Source organism: Aeromonas sp. INTO2 (assembly GCF_049860605.1).
Taxonomy (GTDB): domain Bacteria; phylum Pseudomonadota; class Gammaproteobacteria; order Enterobacterales; family Aeromonadaceae; genus Aeromonas; species Aeromonas caviae.
Window position 1 is genome coordinate 2,716,107 of the sequence record NZ_CP187588.1, and the last position, 18,729, is coordinate 2,734,835.

Here is an 18,729-nt window from a genome sequence, read left to right on the forward strand (position 1 = left end):
CTGCTCTCATTTGAAGTAAAGGTTGGATTTTCTTGGCTTTTTTTATATGGGGCCCCGAGGCGGGGCCCTTAGTTATGTCAACAATGGACTTAGACTTGAGGTGAGCGAGTCGCTCGATTAACGCAGGGCTTTCATCTCACCGGCGATGATCTCGGCCAATGGGCCCAGAATCACCTGCAGGTTCTGCTCACCGAGCTTGACCACACCGGCCGCGCCCAGAGCTTTGAGCTTGCGCTCGTCAACGATGCTGCGGTCTTTCAGGGTCAGACGCAGACGGGTGATGCAGGCATCGATGGTCACCAGGTTCTCCTGACCACCCAGCACTTCCAGATACTGCTTGGCCAGCTCGGTGCGGTCGGTGGTTTGAGCCTGTACCGGCACGGCTTCGTCATCTTCACGACCCGGGGTTTTCAGGTTGAACTTGGCGATCACGGCGCGGAAGACCACGTAGTAGAGGCCGAAGAAGACCAGACCCTGTACCAGCAGCATGTACCACTGGGTCGCCAGCGGGTTGCGGCTGGAGAGCACCATATCCACCAGACCGGCGCTGAAGCCGAAACCGGCGATCCAGTGCATAGAGGCTGCGATGAACACGGAGATACCGGTCAGCAGGGCATGGATGACGTACAGTATCGGCGCCACGAACATGAAGGAGAACTCGAGCGGCTCGGTCACCCCGGTGAAGAAGGCGGCAAAGGCGGCAGCGATCATGATGGACGCAACCTTCTCTTTGTTCTCTTTCTTCGCGCTGTGGTAGATGGCCAGTGCGGCACCCGGCAGACCGAACATCATGATGGGGAAGAAGCCGGCCTGGTACATGCCGGTCACACCCACGACAGCCTTGCCGGCGTCGATGGAGGATTGGCCACCCAGGAAGTTCGGGATGTCGTTGATGCCGGCCACGTCGAACCAGAACACGGAGTTCAGGGCGTGGTGCAGACCGACCGGGATCAGCAGACGGTTGAAGAAGGCATAGATGCCGGCGCCGGTGGAACCCATGCTGACGATGGATTCACCGAAGCTCACCAGGCCACCGTAGATGACCGGCCAGACGGCCATCAGGATGAAGGAGACGACAATCATCACCACGGAGGTCACGATCGGCACCAGACGACGACCGGAGAAGAAGGCCAGCGCCTTGTGCAGCTCCACGCTGCTGAAGCGGTTGTACAGCTCGGCGGCGATGACACCACACAGGATGCCGACGAACTGGTTGCTGATCTTGGCAAAGGCTGCCGGCACCTGGTCGGCCGGGATACCCTTGATCTGGGCCACGGCGCCCGGGCTCAGCAGGGTGGTGACCACCAGGAAGCCGACCAGACCGGCCAGCGCGGCGGAACCGTCTTTATCCTTGGACATGCCGTAAGCGACGCCGACGGCGAACAGAATGGGCATACTGTCGATGATGGCGGCGCCCGCCTTGATCAGAAACGCAGCCAGAGGGCTTCCGCCACCCCAACCGTTCGGGTCAATCCAGTAGCCAATCCCCATCAGGATCGCGGCGGCAGGCAATACCGCTACCGGCACCATCAGGGCACGGCCGATCTTTTGCAAATAACCGAGAATGTTCACGGTTCCTCTCCTTAGTTGGTGTTTTTCTAGAAATTAAGTGCTTATCACGTTCGACGCATAAGCCATCAAGGCTTGATTGGCAGTCTATGTGTTTTATTTCGCTGCGCAAATTAATAAACCAGCTTTCGTGATCATTATCACTCAACAGAGATAAAGGTAGCCGATAGATGTGGCTTAGTTCGCAATCTTTATTTACGCTATAAAACAACTTGAATCCGTGTCTGGTCCCTTGCCGTCACTCCCTGTGCGGCAACCGTACTGAGGTATATAGAATGCGCCTGATCCCGTTGAAGTCTGCCAGCCAGGTGGGTCTCTGGTCTGCCCGTTACATCGTTGACCGCATCAATGCGTTCAAACCCACTGCCGAGCGTCCCTTCGTGCTGGGTCTGCCCACTGGCGGCACCCCGCTCAACACCTACAAGCGCCTGATTGAGCTGCATAAAGCCGGCGAGGTGAGCTTCCAGAACGTGGTCACCTTCAACATGGACGAGTACGTGGGGCTGCCCAAGGAACATCCGGAGAGCTACCACAGCTTCATGCACAACAACTTCTTCAATCACGTGGACATTCGCCCGGAAAACATCAACATCCTCAATGGCAACGCCGAGGATCTGGTGGCCGAGTGCCAGCGCTACGAAGACAAGATCAAGTCCTACGGCAAAATCCACCTGTTCATGGGCGGCGTCGGCAATGACGGCCACATCGCCTTCAACGAACCGGCCTCTTCCCTGGCTTCCCGTACCCGGGTCAAGACCCTGACCGAAGACACCCGCATCGCCAACTCCCGCTTCTTTGGCGGCGACATGGAGCAGGTGCCCAAGCTGGCCCTGACCGTGGGTGTCGGCACCCTGATGGACGCCGAAGAGATCCTGATCCTGGTGGTCGGTCACGCCAAGGCCCAGGCCCTGCAGGCCACCGTGGAGGGCAGCGTCAACCACATGTGGACCATCTCCACCCTGCAACTGCATCCGAAAGGGATTGTGGTGTGCGACGAACCTTCCACCATGGAGTTGAAGGTCAAGACGGTGCGCTACTTCCAGCAACTGGAAGCCGACAACATCAAACACCTCTGAGGAGCCCCCATGTACGCTCTGACTAATTGCACTCTCTACACCGGCAGCTGCGTGCTGACCGGTTATGGCGTGGTCATCGATGGCGACAAGATTGTCGCCATCTCCCGCCAGGCAGAACTGCCCGCCGGCATCGAGCAGATTGACCTCCAGGGCGCCAACCTCAGCGCCGGCTTCATCGACGTGCAGCTCAACGGCTGCGGTGGCGTCATGTTCAACGGTCACATCACCACGGACACCCTGGCCACCATGCAGGCGGCCAACCTGAAATCCGGGACCACCAGCTTCCTGCCGACCCTGATCACCAGCCCGGATGCGGACATGAAGCAGGCCGTCGCCGTCACCCGCGACTACATGGCCGCCCACCCCAACGAGGTGCTTGGCGTCCATCTGGAAGGGCCCTATACCAACCTCAAGCGCAAGGGGATCCACCCGGCCGAACAGATCCGCCAGCCCGCCGACGAGATGATCGACTTCTTCTGCGACAACGCGGACGCCATCGCCAAGATCACCCTGGCGCCGGAGCGCAACAAGCCCGAGCACATCCGCCGTCTGGTGGAAGCCGGCATCCTGGTCTCCGCCGGCCACACCGCCGCCAACTACGACCAGGCCATGGCGGGCTTTGACAACGGCATGCGCTTTGCCACCCACCTCTACAACGCCATGACTCCGACCCTGAACGGTCGCGAGCCCGGCGTGGTCGGTGCCATCTACGATCGCAAGGATGTCTATGCGGGCATCATCGTCGACGGCCACCACGTACACTGGGCCAACGTGCGCCTGGCGCACAGGATGCTGGGGGAGCGGCTGGTGCTGGTCACCGATGCCACCGCGGCGGCAGGTGCACCGGAAGGCTTTGAGAAATTTGATTTTTGCGGCGCAACCGTCTATTTCCGCGATGGTCAGTGCGTCGATGAGAATGGTACACTCGGCGGCTCCGCCCTCACCATGATCGAAGGGGTGGAAAATCTGGTCAAACAGGTCGGATTGCCGCTCGACGAAGCACTGAGAATGGCCACCCTTTACCCCGCTCGCGCCATTGGATGGGACTCGCGTCTCGGTAGTATCCAGGTCGGAAAAATTGCCAACCTCACCGTCTTTGATCAGGCCTTCGCGGTCTGCGGGACCGTGGTTAACGGACACTACACAACACAGTGACACTATGACTGGCGGACAAATAGCAAACGTAGATCTTATCAAGCAGGTAAACAGTGCGGTCGTCTATCGCCTCATTGACCTGCAGGGGCCCATCTCGCGGGTCAAAATTGCCGAGTTGAGTCAGCTGGCCCCGGCCAGCGTGACCAAGATAACCCGGCAACTGATCGAGCACGGTCTCATCAGGGAAACCTCGCCGCAAGCCTCCACTGGCGGGCGCCGCGCCATCTCCCTGACCACCATCAAGCATCGCTTCCAGTTTGTGTCCGCCAAGCTGGGTCGCGGCTACCTGCAGCTCTCCCTGTATGACCTCGACGGCAAGGAGCTCGATCAACACATCACCCAGGTGACCGAGATCGAGCAGCAACCCGTGGTGGACATGCTGCTGCGGGAGATTGGCGCCTTCATCGACGCCAATCAGGATCGCAGCCGCAACCTCATCAGCATCGCGCTGACCATGCCGGGTCTGGTCAACCCGGAATCCGGCATGGTCATCTACACCCCCACCTACCAGATCCGCAACCTGGGGCTCGCCAAGCTCCTGGAGCACCACTTCAACCTCCCCTGCTACGTGGGCAACGACACCCGTTCGCTGGCGCTGGCCGAACACTTCTTCGGCGAGTCCCGCGACTGCATGGACTCCATCCTGGTGAGTGTCCACCAAGGGACGGGATCTGGCATCATCACCAAGGGCAAGGTGTTTCTCGGCCAGAACCGCAACGTCGGTGAAATAGGCCACATCCAGGTCGAACCGCTCGGCAAGCGCTGCCACTGCGGCAACTTCGGCTGCCTCGAGACCATCGCCTCCAACGAGGCCATCGTCGACAAGGTGAAGGAGCTCATCAGCCGCGGTCACCTGAGTTCGCTGCAAGAGAAGCACATCACCATCCAGGAGGTGTGCAAGGCGGCGGTGGCCGGTGACGAGCTGGCCCGCAGCGTGATCGAGAACGTGGGGGAGCACCTGGGGCGCGCCATCGCCATCACGGTCAACCTGTTCAACCCCCAGAAGGTGCTCATCGCCGGTGAAATCACCGCCGCCGAAGAGATCCTGATCCCGGCCATCCGCCGCTGCGTCGAACACCAGTCTCTGCCAAGTTTCCATCGCGGCCTGCCCATCGTGAAGGCGCGCTTCCAGAACCAGCCCACCATCGGCGGCTTCGCCCTGGTCAAGCGCTCCCTGCTGGAAGGGGATCTGCTGCAGATCATCATGGAGCAGAAGTAGGCCCACCCCTTCGGATACGAAAACGGCAGCCAGTGGCTGCCGTTTTTTTATGGTCTGTTTTCGCCGGTTCACCCCGCTCTACAAGGTTTGAACAGAGCGTAGGTTCGATTAGCCCCGTAGCGGCGTAATCGGACGCCGTGGTTCACCCTGCCCGGCACGGCTTGAACAGATCCAGCTTGCCGTCATAGACCTGGGTCTGCACGTCCATGATGCCGAGCATGGAGTGAAACAGGTTGTCGTGGGAGAAGCGCTTGCTGGCTGCCTCCTGTTGCAGGCAATCCAGATTGAGCTGACGGTCTGCCTGCAACTGGGGAGAGAACCAGGTCAGGAGCGGCACCCGGGTCTGATCGTCCGGTGCGAATTTGTAGGGGGTGCCGTGCAGATAGAGCCCCATGGCGCCGAGGGATTCACCGTGATCCGACAGATAGACCAGCCCCACGTTGTACTGGCTCTCCAGGCTCTTGAGCTTGTCGATGAGCTGGGCCAGCACCTTGTCGGTGTAGCGGATGGTGTTGTCATAGGTGTTCACCAGCTCTTCGTTGCTGCAGTTCTCGATGTCGCTGCGCGGGCAGTCCGGCAGGAAGACGCGATCGGCGGCCGGGTAGCGGCGATAGTAGGTCGGACCGTGGCTGCCCATCAGGTGGAAGGCCACCAGCTTGCTGCCCTGCTTGCCCTGCATGTCGGCGATCTGCTGATCCAGCCCCTGCAACAGCACCTCGTCATGACAGGCATTACCGGAGCAGTATGCGGGGAATGCCTTGGGCTCAATCTCGATGGTGGGGACGTTTTTGCACACCCCCTTGCAGCCGCCGTCGTTTTCCTTCCAGAGCACCGAGATCCCGGCATGTTGCAGCACGTCCAGCAAGCCGTCCTGGGACTGGGCCCTAGCCTCGTCATAGCCACGCCGGGTCATGTTCGAGAACATGCAGGGCACGGAGAGCGCAGTGGCGGTGCCGCAGGAGCGCACGTTCCTGAACGAGACGACATTGGCCTCCTTCTCGGTGAAGCCGTTGGTCTCCTTCTTGTAGCCGTTGAGGGAGTAGTTCTGGCTGCGGGCCGTCTCCCCCACCACCAGGAACATCAGGGTCGGCTTCTCATGCTGGCCGATCACCCTGGCATCGGTGCCGATCTGCTGGTAGGGAATGGGAGTGGCGAAGACCACATCCCTGGCGTACTTGTAGAGCCCGTGCACATAGTTGGCGGGCACTATCTCCTTGCCGAGGGACTTGTTGTTGCGCCCGACCGAGGCGTAATCCTGGTAATAGAGGGCGGCAGCCCCCATCAGAAACAGCAAGGAGAGGGCGATGGAACCGAGGCGCAGACCCAGCCCCTTGTACCAGGGACGGGGATACTCAATCTTCACCCACAGCAGGACCAGCACCGGCAGCAGGCCGGTCAGCAGGAACCAGAGCACCACGGAGCCGTTGAGGTAGGAGCCCGCCTCCCCGCTGTTGGTTTCGATGATGTTCTGCATCATGCCCATGTCGAAGATCACCCCGTACTTGAGCATGGCGTAGCTGACCAGGGAGCCGGTCAGGATGAGCAAGGCGAAAAAGGGCTTGAGCAGATAACGGAAGGTAAAGGGCAGGAACACCGCGTTGAGGGCCGCCACCAGTACCAGGGGAATGGAGAGGACAAACCCCGCCTTGACGTGTTCAAGGGCGCTGAGAATGCGATAAAAGTGCAGGAAAATGGGCCAGTTGAAGACCAGTGCAAACAGCAGCACCAGCAACAGATTGACCTTCATCACTCCCAGAGTGAGACGCATAGAGAGACTCCGACAAACCAGTGGAACTAACAACCTGCCAGCAGGCTTCGTGGTGACCATCCCGACACTTGGCCCTGATAAACAGGACAAGAGCCAGGGAGGTCCAGATACGGGGTCATCCTAGGACGGCAAACTTAAGCGAACATTAAGAGAGGAAATCGAACCACAAGGAGGAGGTGCGCGGTCTGGCACATAAAAAAACGGCAGCCCGGGCTGCCGTTTTTGCGAAGGTGAACAAGGTGTCGCACCTGTGTGTTCGCGAACCTGAACAGGGTCACGAGAGACAATTACAGGGTCGCGGCAATCTCGTCGGAGCAGGGGAAGAGGACCGTTGTGGTCGCCCTCCCCTTTGCTCTGGGGGATCACAGGGTCGCGGCGATCTCGTCGGAGCCGGGGAAGAGGACCGTTGTGATCGCCCTCCCCTTTGCTCTGGGGGATCACAGGGTCGCGGCGATCTCGTCGGAGATGGAGCCGTTGTGGTACACCTCCTGCACGTCGTCCAGATCTTCCAGCATGTCGATGAGGCGCATCAGCTTGGGCGCGGTCTCGGCATCCAGTTCCGCCTCGGTGGAGGGGATCATGGTCACTTCGGCGCTCTCGGGCTTGAAGCCGGCAGCTTCCAGACCGTCCAGCACGGTGCCGAAGTCGTTCGGGGTGGTGTAGACCTCGATGGTGCCATCTTCTTCGGTCACCACGTCGTCGGCACCGGCTTCCAGCGCGGCGTCCATCAGAGCGTCTTCATCGGCGCCCACGAAGGTCAGCACCCCCTTCTTGGTGAACAGATAGGCCACGGAGCCGTCGGTCCCCAGGTTGCCGCCGCACTTGCTGAAGGCGTGACGCACTTCGGCCACGGTACGGTTGCGGTTGTCGGTCAGGCACTCCACCATGACGGCGGAACCGGCCGGGCCGTACCCTTCGTACACGATGGTCTCGAGCTGCTCACCGTCACCGCCGCCGGCCCCACGGGCGATGGCGCGGTTGATGGTGTCGCGGGTCATGTTGCTGGTCAGGGCTGCCGCCACCGCCGCACGCAGGCGGGGGTTGTTGGCAGGATCGGCATCACCCAGACGCGCGGAGGTGGTGATTTCGCGGATCAGCTTGGTGAAGATCTTGCCGCGCTTGGCGTCTTGCGCCGCCTTGCGGTGTTTGATGTTGGCCCATTTACTGTGACCTGCCATAGGGACTCTCCGTTATAGTTGGAAATTTCAGTAACACTGGTTGCGCCCAGGGGGAAACGGGAAAGGCCGCATCGCTGCGGCCTTTGTTGCCGATAACGGCTTATTCGTCACCCTTGACGGTGGTCGCAATCGCCAGCTCGCCCAGTTGGGCCGGGTTGGCAAAGCTCGGGGCGTCTGTCATCAGACAGGCGGCCGCCGTGGTTTTCGGGAAGGCGATGACATCCCGGATGTTGTCGGTGCCGGTCAGCAGCATGCTGAGGCGGTCCAGACCGAAGGCCAGGCCGGCGTGGGGCGGGGTGCCGTATTTCAGGGCATCCAGCAGGAAGCCGAACTTCAGGCGCTGCTCGTCCGGGGTGATCCCCAGGATGTCGAACACGGTGGACTGCATCTCGCTGTTGTGGATACGCACAGAGCCGCCACCCACTTCGTAACCGTTGATCACCATGTCGTAGGCGTTGGCGTAAGCGCCCACCGGGTTCGCTTTCAGCTCGGCCGGGCCCAGGTTGCTCGGGGCGGTGAAGGGGTGGTGCATGGCCGCCAGGCCGCCTTCGCCATCTTCTTCGAACATGGGGAAGTCGATGACCCACAGGGGCTTCCAGACGTTCTCCACCAGGCCCAGATCGCGGCCCACCTTCAGGCGCAGGGCGCCCATGGCATCGCACACCACTTTCTTGGAGTCGGCGCCGAAGAAGATGATGTCGCCATCCATCGCGCCGGTGCGGGCCAGGATCTCGCGCACGATGGCGTCAGAGAGAAACTTGGCCACCGGGGACTGCACCCCTTCGAGGCCGCTCCCGGCTTCGTTGACCTTCATCCAGGCCAGGCCCTTGGCACCGTAGATGCCGACGAACTTGGTGTACTCGTCGATCTGCTTGCGAGACAGCTCCGCGCCGCCCGGTACCTTCAGGGCCGCCACACGGCCTTTCGGATCCTTGGCGGGGCCGGCGAACACGGCGAACTCCACCTCGGTCAAGAGATCTGCCACGTCCACCAGCTCCATCGGCAGGCGCAGGTCCGGCTTGTCGGAGCCGAAGCGGCGCATGGCTTCGTCGAAGGTCATGATGGGGAAGTCACCCAGGTCCACGTTCAGGATGTGCAGCCAGAGCTTGCGGATCATCTCTTCCATGATTTCACGCACCTGGGGCGCGGTCATGAAGGAGGTCTCCACGTCGATCTGGGTGAATTCCGGCTGGCGGTCGGCACGCAGGTCTTCGTCGCGGAAGCACTTGACGATCTGGTAGTAGCGGTCGAAGCCGGACATCATCAGCAGCTGCTTGAACAGCTGGGGGGACTGCGGCAGGGCGTAGAACTTGCCCTTGTGCACGCGGCTCGGCACCAGGTAGTCACGGGCCCCTTCCGGGGTCGCCTTGGTCAGCATCGGGGTCTCGATGTCGAGGAAGCCGTGCTCGTCCATGAAGCGGCGCACGAAGGCACTGGCCTTGGCACGGGTCTTCAGGTACTTGGCCATTTCGGGACGACGCAGGTCCAGGTAGCGGTACTTGAGGCTCACCTCTTCGCTGTTGACCTGGTTGAAGTCAAGGGGCAGCGGCTCGGCACGGTTGATGATGGTCAGCTCGTGGGCGAACACCTCGATGGCACCAGTGGCCATGTCGCTGTTGCGCTGGGAGTCGGGGCGGGTACGCACCACGCCGGTCACCTGGATGCAGAACTCGCCGCGCAGCTCGGAGGCCAGGGCAAAGGCGTCCGGCTTGTCCGGATCGAAGAACACCTGCACGATGCCCTCGCGGTCGCGCATGTCGATAAAGATGAGGCCGCCGAGATCACGACGACGATGGACCCAACCGCACAATGTAATGGTCTGCCCGGCATGGGCCTCATTGACCTGTCCGCAATAGATAGAGCGCATGGACTTCTTCCTTCGAAATGGTAGAGAGACGGTTCATCCTGGGTCGCCGGGCACGACTGGCAAGCACCGTCTGTCTCACAGCTGGCCAGATCCTGCTTCTTGCCCGGTTTGAAATCTGTCTCGGGTCATCCGGCTCCCCGAGCCGGATTCTTGCCGCCGCCCCAGGCATGCCCCCGCTCCCGACCGGGATGACGAGTGGGCGCCGGGGTATCGGCTGGCGTCGTTGTCTGGCCACTGCCGGGCCGCGATCATCGTCACCCGGGGGCTCGGTCGCGCGCATTACGACAATGTGGCAAACAAAAGGGTTGGCATTATAGAGGAAAACCTCCATTTGGGTAAAATGGCCCGCAGCCCCCTTTACCCTGTTTTTTGTTGTTCTGGCGCAAAAAGGAGGGCAAAAGTGCGCCAACCTGCCGACAGGAACCATCATGAGCCTCTATTTGGGCCTGCCCCAGTGGTCACACCCGGCCTGGCCCGGCCAGTTGCTGGGGATGAATGCCAGGCCCGCCGAGCACCTCGCCGACTATGCCCGGGTGTTCAACTCCGTGGAGGGCAACACCACCTTCTACGCCTCGCCGACCCCGGAGACGGTGCAGCGCTGGGCCGATGCGGTCCCCGACCACTTTCGCTTCAGCTTCAAGTTTCCCAAGGAGATCAGCCACCAGAGCGATCTGGTGAGCGCGGACAAACAGGTGACGGCCTTCATCCGCCTGCTGGCCCCCCTGCATGACAAGCTGGGGCTGCTCAAGCTGCAACTGCCCGCCCGCTTCGGGCCAGAGGGGCTGGCCCGTCTGGATGCCTTCTTCGCGCGGCTGCCCCAGGATTTCACCTATGCCCTCGAGGTGCGCCACCCCGATTTCTTCGCCAAGGGGGAGGCGGAACGGGCCCTCAACCGGATGCTGATGGCGCGGGGCATCAATCGCATCATGCTCGACAGCCGCCCGCTCTTCTCGGTGCCCGCCACCACGGCCGCCATGATCGATGCCCAGGGCAAGAAACCCAGGTTGCCGGTCCATCTGCTGGCCACGGGGGGTGCCCCGGTGGTGCGCCTGATTGGTTTGCCTCAAATCGAGGACAATCACCCATTTTTGCCACCATGGTTGCCACATTGGAAACAATGGCTTCAGGAGGGCAAGGATCTCTACCTCTTTGTTCACACCGCCGACAATGCCCGGGCCCCCGAACTCGCACGGCAGATCAGCCGCCTGCTCGGCCAGGAGATGGCCCCCTGGCCGGGAGAAAACGATCGCGCCCGCCAGGGGGTGCTGCCCTTTTGAGCGGCCCCCTCCCCGCCCCTTCTCCATCCCCAAAAAAAGCCGCTTTTTTTGTGGTCCCACCGGGGTTGGCGTCAAGACAAACGCCCGCCTTTCCTCTACACTAGCGCCCCAAGTAAGGTCCCGGGCCTGGGTGCATGGCAATGCGTTGCCCACCCCAGCCCGGCACCCTGAGGGCCCGGACCATGGCCCGTTGCGAACAGGGGCAGCCCGAAGGATCCCGGAGCAAGCCACCCCGTTCGTCAACCGGTGACGACGCCATTTCGATGCCCGTCCACCCAAGATTCAATTGAATAAAACAGCCGCCCACCACACCGGCTGTCAGGTTGCGTCAGCATGCACGATCAGATTTTTGCCGCCCCCATTGCCCGTCTGGGAGACTTCTGCTTTGACGAGCAGGTCGTCGACGTCTTCCCCGACATGATCCAGCGCTCGGTGCCCGGTTACAGCAACATCATCTCCGCCATCGGCATGATGGCCGCCCGCTACGCCCAGCCCCAGAGCCGCCTCTACGATCTCGGCTGCTCCCTCGGCGCCGCGACCCAGGCCATGCGCCGCCACGTCACCCAGCCCGGCTGCCAGATCACGGCGGTGGATCTCTCCCACCCCATGATCGAGCGGGCCCGCGCTCACCTCTCGGGCTTCAAGTCCGAGGTGCCGGTGGAGCTGGTGGAGGCGGACATCTGCGACATCCCCATCGAGAACGCCTCCGTGGTGGTGCTCAACTTCACCCTGCAGTTCGTCGCCCCCGAGAAGCGGGCCGCCCTCATCGCGCGCATCTTTGACGGCCTGCGCCCCGGCGGCATCCTCATCCTGAGCGAGAAGTTCCGCTTCGATGACAAGCAGGTCAACGAGCTGCTCATCGACTTGCACCTCGACTTCAAACGGGCCAACGGCTACAGCGAGCTGGAAATCAGCCAGAAGCGCACCGCCCTTGAGAACGTGATGCGCACCGACACCCTGGCGGTCCATCAGGCGCGCCTGCGGGACGCCGGCTTCACCCACCTGGACCTCTGGTTCCAGTGCTTCAACTTCGGCTCCATGATTGCCATCAAAGCCAGCGACACCAACTAAGCCATGATCGATTTCGCCCATTTTTATCAACTGATCGCCAAGAACAGGTTGAGCCACTGGCTGCACACCCTGCCCGCCCAGCTGCACGCCTGGCAGCACGACAACCTGCACGGGGATCTGCCGCGCTGGAACCGCGCCCTCGCCAAGCTGCCCGTCGTGGCCCCCGGCCGGATCGAGCTCAAAGAGCGGGTCGCCATCGGCGGCCCCGATAGCCTGGGAGAGGGTGAGCGCAAGAAGACCGAGAGCCTGCTGCGCCAGCTCATGCCCTGGCGCAAGGGCCCCTTCCATGTGCACGGCATCCACATCGACACCGAGTGGCGCTCCGACTGGAAGTGGGATCGGGTGCTGCCCCACATCAGCCCGCTCCAGGGCCGCTACGTGCTGGACGTGGGCTGCGGCAGCGGCTACCACCTCTGGCGCATGGTGGGGGAAGGGGCGAAACTGGCGGTCGGCATCGACCCGAGCCCGCTGTTCCTCTGCCAGTTCGAAGCCATTCGCCACTTCATGGACAACGACCAGCGCGCCCACCTGCTGCCCCTCGGTATCCAGGAGCTGCCGGCGCTGCGGGCCTTTGACACCGTCTTCTCCATGGGGGTGCTCTATCATCGCAAGTCCCCCATCGAGCACATCGAGCAGTTGCGCAACCAGCTCAAAGACGATGGGGAGCTGGTGCTCGAGACCCTGGTGGTGGACGGCGACGAAAACCAGGTGCTGATGCCCTCCGATCGCTACGGCAAGATGCGCAACGTCTGGTTCCTCCCCTCGAGCGCGGCCCTCACACGCTGGGTCGAGCGCTGCGGGTTCACCGAGGTGCGCATCGTCGACGAGAATATGACCAGCACCGACGAACAGCGTCGTACCGACTGGATGATTAACGAGTCCCTGAGTGACTATCTGGATCCACACAATCCTGCACTCACGGTCGAAGGATACCCGGCACCCAAACGTGCCGTACTGATCGCCAGAAAGGCCAAAGACTAGCCGATAGCGGCTGTGGAAGTTACACTGACCCAATTCCAGGAAGCACAGTTAAATGAATGACATGAAAAGCAAATTAAAAGGAATGACCCTGCTCTCCCTGCTCAGTCTCGGCGGGTGTGTCAGTATGGAAAAAGCCCCCCCGGCCCCGACCCTGACGCTGGCCGAGCTGCGCAACGAGATCTCGTTGAGCGAGCAACGTCTGCAAACATCCATGGAACAGCAACAGAAGCAGTATGTGCAGCAACAGCACCTGCTGGTTCAGCTCAACACCGATGTCACCAACATGAAAGAGTCCGTGAAGAAAGTCGACAGCAAGCTGGCTACCCTGCCTCCCGAGCCGCCCAAGGCCATGCCCATTCCCACCGAGAAGTGCCCGGCGCCGAGCCAGGGCCACACCGTCGATGGCAAGCTGCTGGTGGGTGAAGCGGAGTGGATCTGGGTTGACGCCGCCAACGACGCCTTCCAGGCCCGGGTCGACACCGGCGCCACCACCTCCTCCATCAGCGCTCAGGAGATCACCATCTTCGAGCGCAACGGCAAGAACTGGGTGCGCTTCTTCCTGAGCCACCAGGAGATGGACGACAAGATCCAGATTGAAGCGCCCCTGGTGCGTCACGTGCGGGTCCGTCAGGCTTCCGCCGACGATCTCGACCGTCGCCCCGTGGTCCGCCTCGCCGTGCGCATCGGCGACATGACCGAGAAGGCCGAATTTACCCTGAAGGACCGCAGCGACATGACCTTCCCCGTGCTGCTGGGCCGTGAATTCCTCAAAGACATCGCCGTGGTCGACGTGGCCCGCGAATATATCCAACCCAAACCCAAGCTCAAGGATGTGAAATAATCCATGGTTTCCCGTAAGCCGTTCTATCTGCTGGTCGCCCTGCTCTACATCGTCGGCCTGGGGATGACCTTCTATCATCACATCGCGCTGGACGTCCCGCTCACGCCGGGTGAAAAGCGCCAGATCTGGTCCATCGAAGCCAAGCTCGAGTTCGAGGCCACCGGCGAGCCGGTGATCGCCTCCCTGGCCATTCCGGGCACCCAGCCCGGCTTCACCCTGATGAACGAGAACGCCGCGAGCCCGGGCTATGGCCTGTCGTTCGTGGAAAAAGACGGGGATGCCCGCGCCGAGTGGTCCATCCGCACCGCCTCCGGCCGTCAGGAGCTCTACTACCGGGTCGACATGATGGCCGATGCCCATGCCAAGCCCGCCGCCAACCCGCAGCCGCCCGCCATCGAGAAGCAGATCGAGAGCGAGCCCTACGCCACGGCCATGAAGCAGATCCTGGAGCGCGCCCAGGAGCGCTCCGCCGACGGCTACACCCTGACCCGCGAGATCATCAAGGAGATCGAGAAGCAGGAACAGAACGCCGAGCTGCTCAAGTCCCACAAGAGCCGCGCCAATCTGATTGCCGAGCTGCTCAACAACGCGGACGTCCCGGCCCGGGTGGTTCACGCCCTCAGCCTGGAAGATGGCCGTCGCCGTCAGGAGCTGGTGGATTACCTGCAGGTCTTCAACAGCCCGACCGACTACAAGCTGTTCAACCCGCAAAGCGGTGAACAGGGTCAACCGGCCAACCTGCTGCTGTGGGAGTACAACTCCGGCGCCCTCCTGGACGTCACCGGCGGTCACAACTCCCGCGTCACCTTCTCGATGATCGAGCAGGAGCAACCGGTCAACGTGGCCCTGGCCCAGAAGTTCGAAAAATCCGAGATGATGAACTTCTCCATCCACAGCCTGCCCCTGGAAGAGCAAGCCCTGTTCAAGGGTCTGCTGCTCATCCCCATCGGCGTGCTGATGGTGGTGTTCCTGCGGGTCATCGTGGGGATCAAGACCTCCGGCACCTTCATGCCGGTGCTGATCGCGGTCGCCTTCATCCAGACCTCGCTGGTCACCGGCCTCATCGGCTTCCTGCTGATCGTCGGCACCGGCCTGGTGATCCGCTCCTACCTCTCGAGGCTGAACCTGCTGCTGGTCGCCCGAATATCGGCGATCATCATCATGGTGATCTCGATGATCGGCATCTTCTCGGCGTTCGCCTTCAAGCTGGGGCTGACCGACGGCATGAAGATCACCTTCTTCCCGATGATCATTCTCTCCTGGACCATCGAACGCATGTCCATCCTGTGGGAAGAAGAGGGTCCCAAAGAGGTGTTCCGCCAGGGCGGCGGCTCCCTGCTGGTGGCGGTCATCGCCTACCTGGCCATGGACAACGAGCTCATTCGTCACCTCACCTTCAACTTCCTCGGCCTGCAGCTGGTGCTGATGGCGACCGTGCTGTTGATGGGTAACTACACCGGCTACAAGCTGAGCGAGCTCAAGCGCTTCAAGCCGCTGGTGGACGAGATGAAGTCTGGTGCCACCCCGGGTAAGGACAAGTAACAGATGTGGTTCTGGCAGAAATACACCAGTCCGTGGAGCCTGTCCCAGGCAGGCATCCTCGGCATGAACAAGCGCAACCACTCCTACATCAGCCGCTACAACCCGCGCCGCCTCTATCCGCTGGTGGATGACAAGCTCAAGACCAAGCGCATCGCGCTGGATGCGGGGGTGACGGTGCCTGAACTCATCGGCACCATCCGCGAGCAGCACGACGTGACTCGCATCACCGAGCTGGTGAAGGACTGGCCGGGTTTCTGCATCAAGCCGGCCCGCGGCTCCGGCGGCAAGGGGATCCTGGTGATCCTGCGCCAGGAGGACGGCCTCTTCTACAAGCCCAACGGCAGCGCCGCCAACGGCCAGGATCTGGAGCGCCATGTCTCCAACATCCTGGCAGGGCTCTATTCCCTCGGCGGCAAGCCCGACGTGGCGCTGGTGGAAGGGCTCATCAACTTCGACGACGTGTTCGACGGCTACTCCTTCGAAGGGGTCCCCGATGCCCGGGTGATCATCTTCAAGGGGTTCCCGGTGATGGCCATGATGCGCCTCTCGACCTCGGCTTCCGACGGCAAGGCGAACCTGCACCAGGGCGCCGTGGGGGTGGGTCTGTGCCTGCGTACCGGTCGCGCCCTGCGGGCGGTGCAGTTTGGCAACCCTCTGCGCCACCACCCGGACACCGGTCTGGATCTCTACGATCTCAAGGTGCCCCACTGGGACACCCTGCTCAACCTGGCGGCCTCCTGCTACGAGATGTCCGGTCTTGGCTACATCGGGACCGACATGGTGCTGGACAAGTTCCGCGGCCCCATGCTGCTGGAGCTCAACGCCCGTCCGGGCCTTGCCATCCAGATCGCCAACGGTCGCGGCCTGGTGCCCAACCTCAAGACCATCGAGAAGCTGGGTCAGGTCAAGATGAACGTGGAGCAGCGGGTCAACTTCGCCAAGGATCACTTCGGTATCTTCGACGAATAGTCCGCCCCCCTTCTGCAAAAACGCGCCCACCGGCGCGTTTTTTTATGGCCGCCCCTGCGCGCAGGGCGCCCCGCCCGAAGGCCGATCCCCGTCACATCCCATGGCGGCACCCCTTCAATGGCGCGGCACAAGGGGATAAGCTCCTGACCAATGAGGGGTGACCAGCCCATCGGCGCAGGCCACCCCATGTGCGTGAAGCAGTGCGCCTGCCAGGGGGCACCGATTTGTCGGCGACAACGGGGCTTCTCGATGGTAGATTAATCAAATCAAATAGATAGCATCGATCGGGTTTCTCCTATGCAACGTTGGCCCAGCCTGAAGCAGCTCCAGTATCTGGTCGCTCTGGACGAGCACAAGAATTTCAACCGCGCCGCCAAGGCCTGCCATGTCAGCCAGTCGACCCTGAGTACCGGGATCCAGACTCTGGAGGACATGATGAACCTGCAACTGGTGGAGCGGGATCACAAGAGCTTCATCATGACGCCGGTCGGCATGGAAATCGTGGCGCGGGCGCGCAACCTGCTCTCCGACGCCCGGGATCTGATGGAGCTGGGGCAGCAGCAGGGGGGCGTCATGCACGGCACGGTGCGCCTGGGCTGCATCCCCACCATCGCCCCCTTCCTGCTGAGCAAGCTGCTGCAGGTGTGCGGCAAGGCCTATCCGGATCTGGAGCTGCTGCTGCGGGAAGACACCACCACCAATCTGCTCAAGCAGCTGGAGCAGGGGCAGCTCGATCTGCTGATCCTGGCGCTGCCGGTGGAGATCGGCGGCTTCCACAGCAAGACCGTCGGCCAGGATCCCTTCCACATGGTGATGCCCTCCCACATGGCTGCGGGCCTGCACATGCCGTTCGACTACAAGGAGCTGCCCAACCAGAGCATCTTCCTGCTGGAGCGGGAGCACTGCCTGACGGAGCACGCGGTGAGCGCCTGCCGGCTGCGGGACAAGAGCAAGATCAACCCGTTCGCCGCCACCAGTCTGCACACCCTGGTGCAGATGGTGGGGGCCGGTCTTGGCACCACCTTCCTGCCCCAGATGGCCATAGATGCGGGCATCCTCGACAACACGGACCTGGTGGCCATCCCCCTGCCCGGGGAGAAACCCTATCGGGAGATAGGCCTGGTGTGGCGTCCCAGCACCACCCGGGTGCAGACCTTCTACAAGATTGCCGAGCTGCTGACGCCGCTCATTACCCCCAAACCGGCGGGGTGATCCAGTGGCTGCCCCCACAGGCGGCCACTCGTCAATGCCGTTGTCATTCAGGTTCCAGGCAGGATCATCGTCTATGATGAACCCCGTGCCCTATCAAGGAGTTGAGATGTTTCGCACCTTGCTGCTGCCCCTGCTGGTCCTGCTTCTCGCCGCCTGCTCCAGCACGCCGGAGCCTCCCCCTCCCGTGCGCCAGAGCGGCGCATTCGACAACTTCTATCAGCAGTGGCGCGGCGTGCCCTATCGCATGGGCGGTACCAGCCGCGCCGGTCTCGACTGCTCCGCCTTCACCCAGCTCGCCTACAGCCAGGTGCTGGGCTTCACCCTGCCCCGCACCACGGAATCCCAGGCGAGCCTCGGCCGCCCGGTGGACAGATACCGTCTCCAGCACGGGGACCTGGTCTTCTTCAAGACCGGCTGGCAGCAGTACCACGTCGGGGTCTACACCGGGGCAGGTGAGTTCATCCACGCCTCCACCAGCAAGGGCGTGATCCGCTCGCGCCTCGACAACGTCTACTGGAACAGCCGCTACTGGCAGGCCCGCAGGCTGGTCCAGTAGGTGCGACCCCAAACATGAAAAGGCCCCTCGGGGCCTTTTCATGTTGTTGCCGGGTCAGTGCTTGCGGTGCCAGCGGGGCGAGGTGGCGCGCTCTCCCCAGGGGGTCATGCAGGGCAGCAGGGCCCCCTCGATGACGTCCTCATGGCTCGCCAGCGCCAGGGCAATCTTCTCGTGGAGCAGGCGCAGCAGGTTCTTCTCCTGGCCCGCCAGGGAGTGGCCCGCGGCGAAATACTCCTGCTGATGTTGCAGCGCCAGCTTCTGGGCAAACTCATAGGTGTTGAAACTGTCCGGCATGCGCGCGATCACGTCATCCAGCCGGGCCAGCAGGCTATGCAATTCCCTGGTCATGTGCGGTTCTCCCTCCGAGTTGGTGCCCCACAATTACCCCTTATTGGATATAAGACCAATCCGAATGCCTCAAAAATGGGAGCCCGGACACAGTTCCGGA

The 18,729-nt window shown here is 62.0% G+C and carries 16 protein-coding genes; 11 read left to right on the top strand and 5 right to left on the bottom strand.

The features are described 5' to 3' along the window. Window positions 1-117: 117 nt before the first annotated feature. Window positions 118-1,572, bottom strand: a complete 1,455-nt coding sequence (gene nagE, locus ACPW74_RS12740; RefSeq protein WP_143237325.1) for an N-acetylglucosamine-specific PTS transporter subunit IIBC — start codon at window positions 1,570-1,572, stop codon at window positions 118-120. 272 nt (window positions 1,573-1,844) lie between these two features. Between nagE and nagB the strand changes: the two genes are divergently transcribed. The 3 genes from nagB to nagC are packed head-to-tail and all read left to right on the top strand — an operon-like array spanning window position 1,845 to window position 5,019. Beyond that, the gene (gene nagB / locus ACPW74_RS12745; protein ID WP_010674098.1) at window positions 1,845-2,645 is read left to right on the top strand and encodes a glucosamine-6-phosphate deaminase; all 801 of its coding nucleotides are present in this window, start codon (window positions 1,845-1,847) and stop codon (window positions 2,643-2,645) included. Window positions 2,646-2,654: 9 nt separating this feature from the next. Further along, the gene (gene nagA, locus ACPW74_RS12750) at window positions 2,655-3,800 is read left to right on the top strand and encodes an N-acetylglucosamine-6-phosphate deacetylase (RefSeq protein ID WP_039039842.1); all 1,146 of its coding nucleotides are present in this window, start codon (window positions 2,655-2,657) and stop codon (window positions 3,798-3,800) included. A gap of 4 nt (window positions 3,801-3,804) precedes the next feature. Next, window positions 3,805-5,019: a DNA-binding transcriptional regulator NagC gene (gene nagC, locus ACPW74_RS12755; protein ID WP_010674096.1), complete on the top strand. Its 1,215-nt coding sequence runs from the start codon at window positions 3,805-3,807 to the stop codon at window positions 5,017-5,019. A 142-nt stretch (window positions 5,020-5,161) separates the two neighbouring features. Here nagC and ACPW74_RS12760 read toward each other — a convergent pair whose 3' ends face one another. The 3 genes from ACPW74_RS12760 to aspS form a co-directional block, all read right to left on the bottom strand. Further along, window positions 5,162-6,787 carry a phosphoethanolamine transferase gene (locus tag ACPW74_RS12760; RefSeq protein ID WP_041212708.1) on the bottom strand — a complete coding sequence of 542 codons (1,626 nt, stop codon included), beginning with the start codon at window positions 6,785-6,787 and terminating at the stop codon, window positions 5,162-5,164. 437 nt (window positions 6,788-7,224) lie between these two features. Continuing rightward, complete coding sequence (locus ACPW74_RS12765) at window positions 7,225-7,965, bottom strand: YebC/PmpR family DNA-binding transcriptional regulator (protein WP_010674094.1); 741 nt, start codon at window positions 7,963-7,965, stop codon at window positions 7,225-7,227. Between the two features lie 100 nt (window positions 7,966-8,065). Beyond that, window positions 8,066-9,832 carry an aspartate--tRNA ligase gene (gene aspS / locus ACPW74_RS12770; RefSeq protein WP_045525291.1) on the bottom strand — a complete coding sequence of 589 codons (1,767 nt, stop codon included), beginning with the start codon at window positions 9,830-9,832 and terminating at the stop codon, window positions 8,066-8,068. 428 nt (window positions 9,833-10,260) lie between these two features. Here aspS and ACPW74_RS12775 point away from each other — a divergent pair, with 428 nt between their 5' ends. The 8 genes from ACPW74_RS12775 to ACPW74_RS12810 all read left to right on the top strand — a co-directional run bounded on the left by ACPW74_RS12775 (window position 10,261) and on the right by ACPW74_RS12810 (window position 18,281). Next, window positions 10,261-11,109 (top strand): DUF72 domain-containing protein, encoded by an 849-nt coding sequence (locus ACPW74_RS12775; RefSeq protein WP_010674092.1) that lies wholly within the window; start codon window positions 10,261-10,263, stop codon window positions 11,107-11,109. 333 nt (window positions 11,110-11,442) lie between these two features. Then, a complete protein-coding gene (gene cmoA / locus ACPW74_RS12780) occupies window positions 11,443-12,180 on the top strand; it encodes a carboxy-S-adenosyl-L-methionine synthase CmoA (protein WP_128274261.1) in 738 nt (245 codons plus the stop codon). Between the two features lie 3 nt (window positions 12,181-12,183). Further along, on the top strand, window positions 12,184-13,161 hold the full coding sequence (gene cmoB, locus ACPW74_RS12785) for a tRNA 5-methoxyuridine(34)/uridine 5-oxyacetic acid(34) synthase CmoB (RefSeq protein ID WP_201900786.1): 978 nt from the start codon (window positions 12,184-12,186) through the stop codon (window positions 13,159-13,161). 82 nt (window positions 13,162-13,243) lie between these two features. Beyond that, window positions 13,244-14,002 carry an ATP-dependent zinc protease family protein gene (locus ACPW74_RS12790; protein WP_010674089.1) on the top strand — a complete coding sequence of 253 codons (759 nt, stop codon included), beginning with the start codon at window positions 13,244-13,246 and terminating at the stop codon, window positions 14,000-14,002. A 3-nt stretch (window positions 14,003-14,005) separates the two neighbouring features. After that, window positions 14,006-15,544, top strand: a complete 1,539-nt coding sequence (locus tag ACPW74_RS12795) for an inactive transglutaminase family protein (protein ID WP_010674088.1) — start codon at window positions 14,006-14,008, stop codon at window positions 15,542-15,544. Between the two features lie 3 nt (window positions 15,545-15,547). Further along, window positions 15,548-16,513, top strand: coding sequence for an alpha-L-glutamate ligase-like protein (locus ACPW74_RS12800; RefSeq protein WP_039039849.1), 966 nt, complete (start codon window positions 15,548-15,550; stop codon window positions 16,511-16,513). Between the two features lie 297 nt (window positions 16,514-16,810). Further along, window positions 16,811-17,725, top strand: coding sequence for a hydrogen peroxide-inducible genes activator (locus tag ACPW74_RS12805; RefSeq protein WP_010674086.1), 915 nt, complete (start codon window positions 16,811-16,813; stop codon window positions 17,723-17,725). Between the two features lie 106 nt (window positions 17,726-17,831). Then, window positions 17,832-18,281, top strand: a complete 450-nt coding sequence (locus ACPW74_RS12810) for a C40 family peptidase (protein WP_143237323.1) — start codon at window positions 17,832-17,834, stop codon at window positions 18,279-18,281. A 54-nt stretch (window positions 18,282-18,335) separates the two neighbouring features. Here ACPW74_RS12810 and ACPW74_RS12815 read toward each other — a convergent pair whose 3' ends face one another. Beyond that, window positions 18,336-18,629, bottom strand: coding sequence for a hypothetical protein (locus ACPW74_RS12815; RefSeq protein WP_041212706.1), 294 nt, complete (start codon window positions 18,627-18,629; stop codon window positions 18,336-18,338). Window positions 18,630-18,729: the final 100 nt, after the last annotated feature.

Coding starts and splice junctions, on each gene's coding strand:
- nagB (WP_010674098.1), top strand. CDS start 1,845: ATGCGCCTGATCCCGTTGAAGTCTGCCAGCCAGGTGGGTCTCTGGTCT.
- nagA (WP_039039842.1), top strand. CDS start 2,655: ATGTACGCTCTGACTAATTGCACTCTCTACACCGGCAGCTGCGTGCTG.
- nagC (WP_010674096.1), top strand. CDS start 3,805: ATGACTGGCGGACAAATAGCAAACGTAGATCTTATCAAGCAGGTAAAC.
- ACPW74_RS12760 (WP_041212708.1), bottom strand. CDS start 6,787: ATGCGTCTCACTCTGGGAGTGATGAAGGTCAATCTGTTGCTGGTGCTG.
- ACPW74_RS12765 (WP_010674094.1), bottom strand. CDS start 7,965: ATGGCAGGTCACAGTAAATGGGCCAACATCAAACACCGCAAGGCGGCG.
- aspS (WP_045525291.1), bottom strand. CDS start 9,832: ATGCGCTCTATCTATTGCGGACAGGTCAATGAGGCCCATGCCGGGCAG.
- ACPW74_RS12775 (WP_010674092.1), top strand. CDS start 10,261: ATGAGCCTCTATTTGGGCCTGCCCCAGTGGTCACACCCGGCCTGGCCC.
- cmoA (WP_128274261.1), top strand. CDS start 11,443: ATGCACGATCAGATTTTTGCCGCCCCCATTGCCCGTCTGGGAGACTTC.
- cmoB (WP_201900786.1), top strand. CDS start 12,184: ATGATCGATTTCGCCCATTTTTATCAACTGATCGCCAAGAACAGGTTG.
- ACPW74_RS12790 (WP_010674089.1), top strand. CDS start 13,244: ATGACCCTGCTCTCCCTGCTCAGTCTCGGCGGGTGTGTCAGTATGGAA.
- ACPW74_RS12795 (WP_010674088.1), top strand. CDS start 14,006: ATGGTTTCCCGTAAGCCGTTCTATCTGCTGGTCGCCCTGCTCTACATC.
- ACPW74_RS12800 (WP_039039849.1), top strand. CDS start 15,548: ATGTGGTTCTGGCAGAAATACACCAGTCCGTGGAGCCTGTCCCAGGCA.
- ACPW74_RS12805 (WP_010674086.1), top strand. CDS start 16,811: ATGCAACGTTGGCCCAGCCTGAAGCAGCTCCAGTATCTGGTCGCTCTG.
- ACPW74_RS12810 (WP_143237323.1), top strand. CDS start 17,832: ATGTTTCGCACCTTGCTGCTGCCCCTGCTGGTCCTGCTTCTCGCCGCC.
- ACPW74_RS12815 (WP_041212706.1), bottom strand. CDS start 18,629: ATGACCAGGGAATTGCATAGCCTGCTGGCCCGGCTGGATGACGTGATC.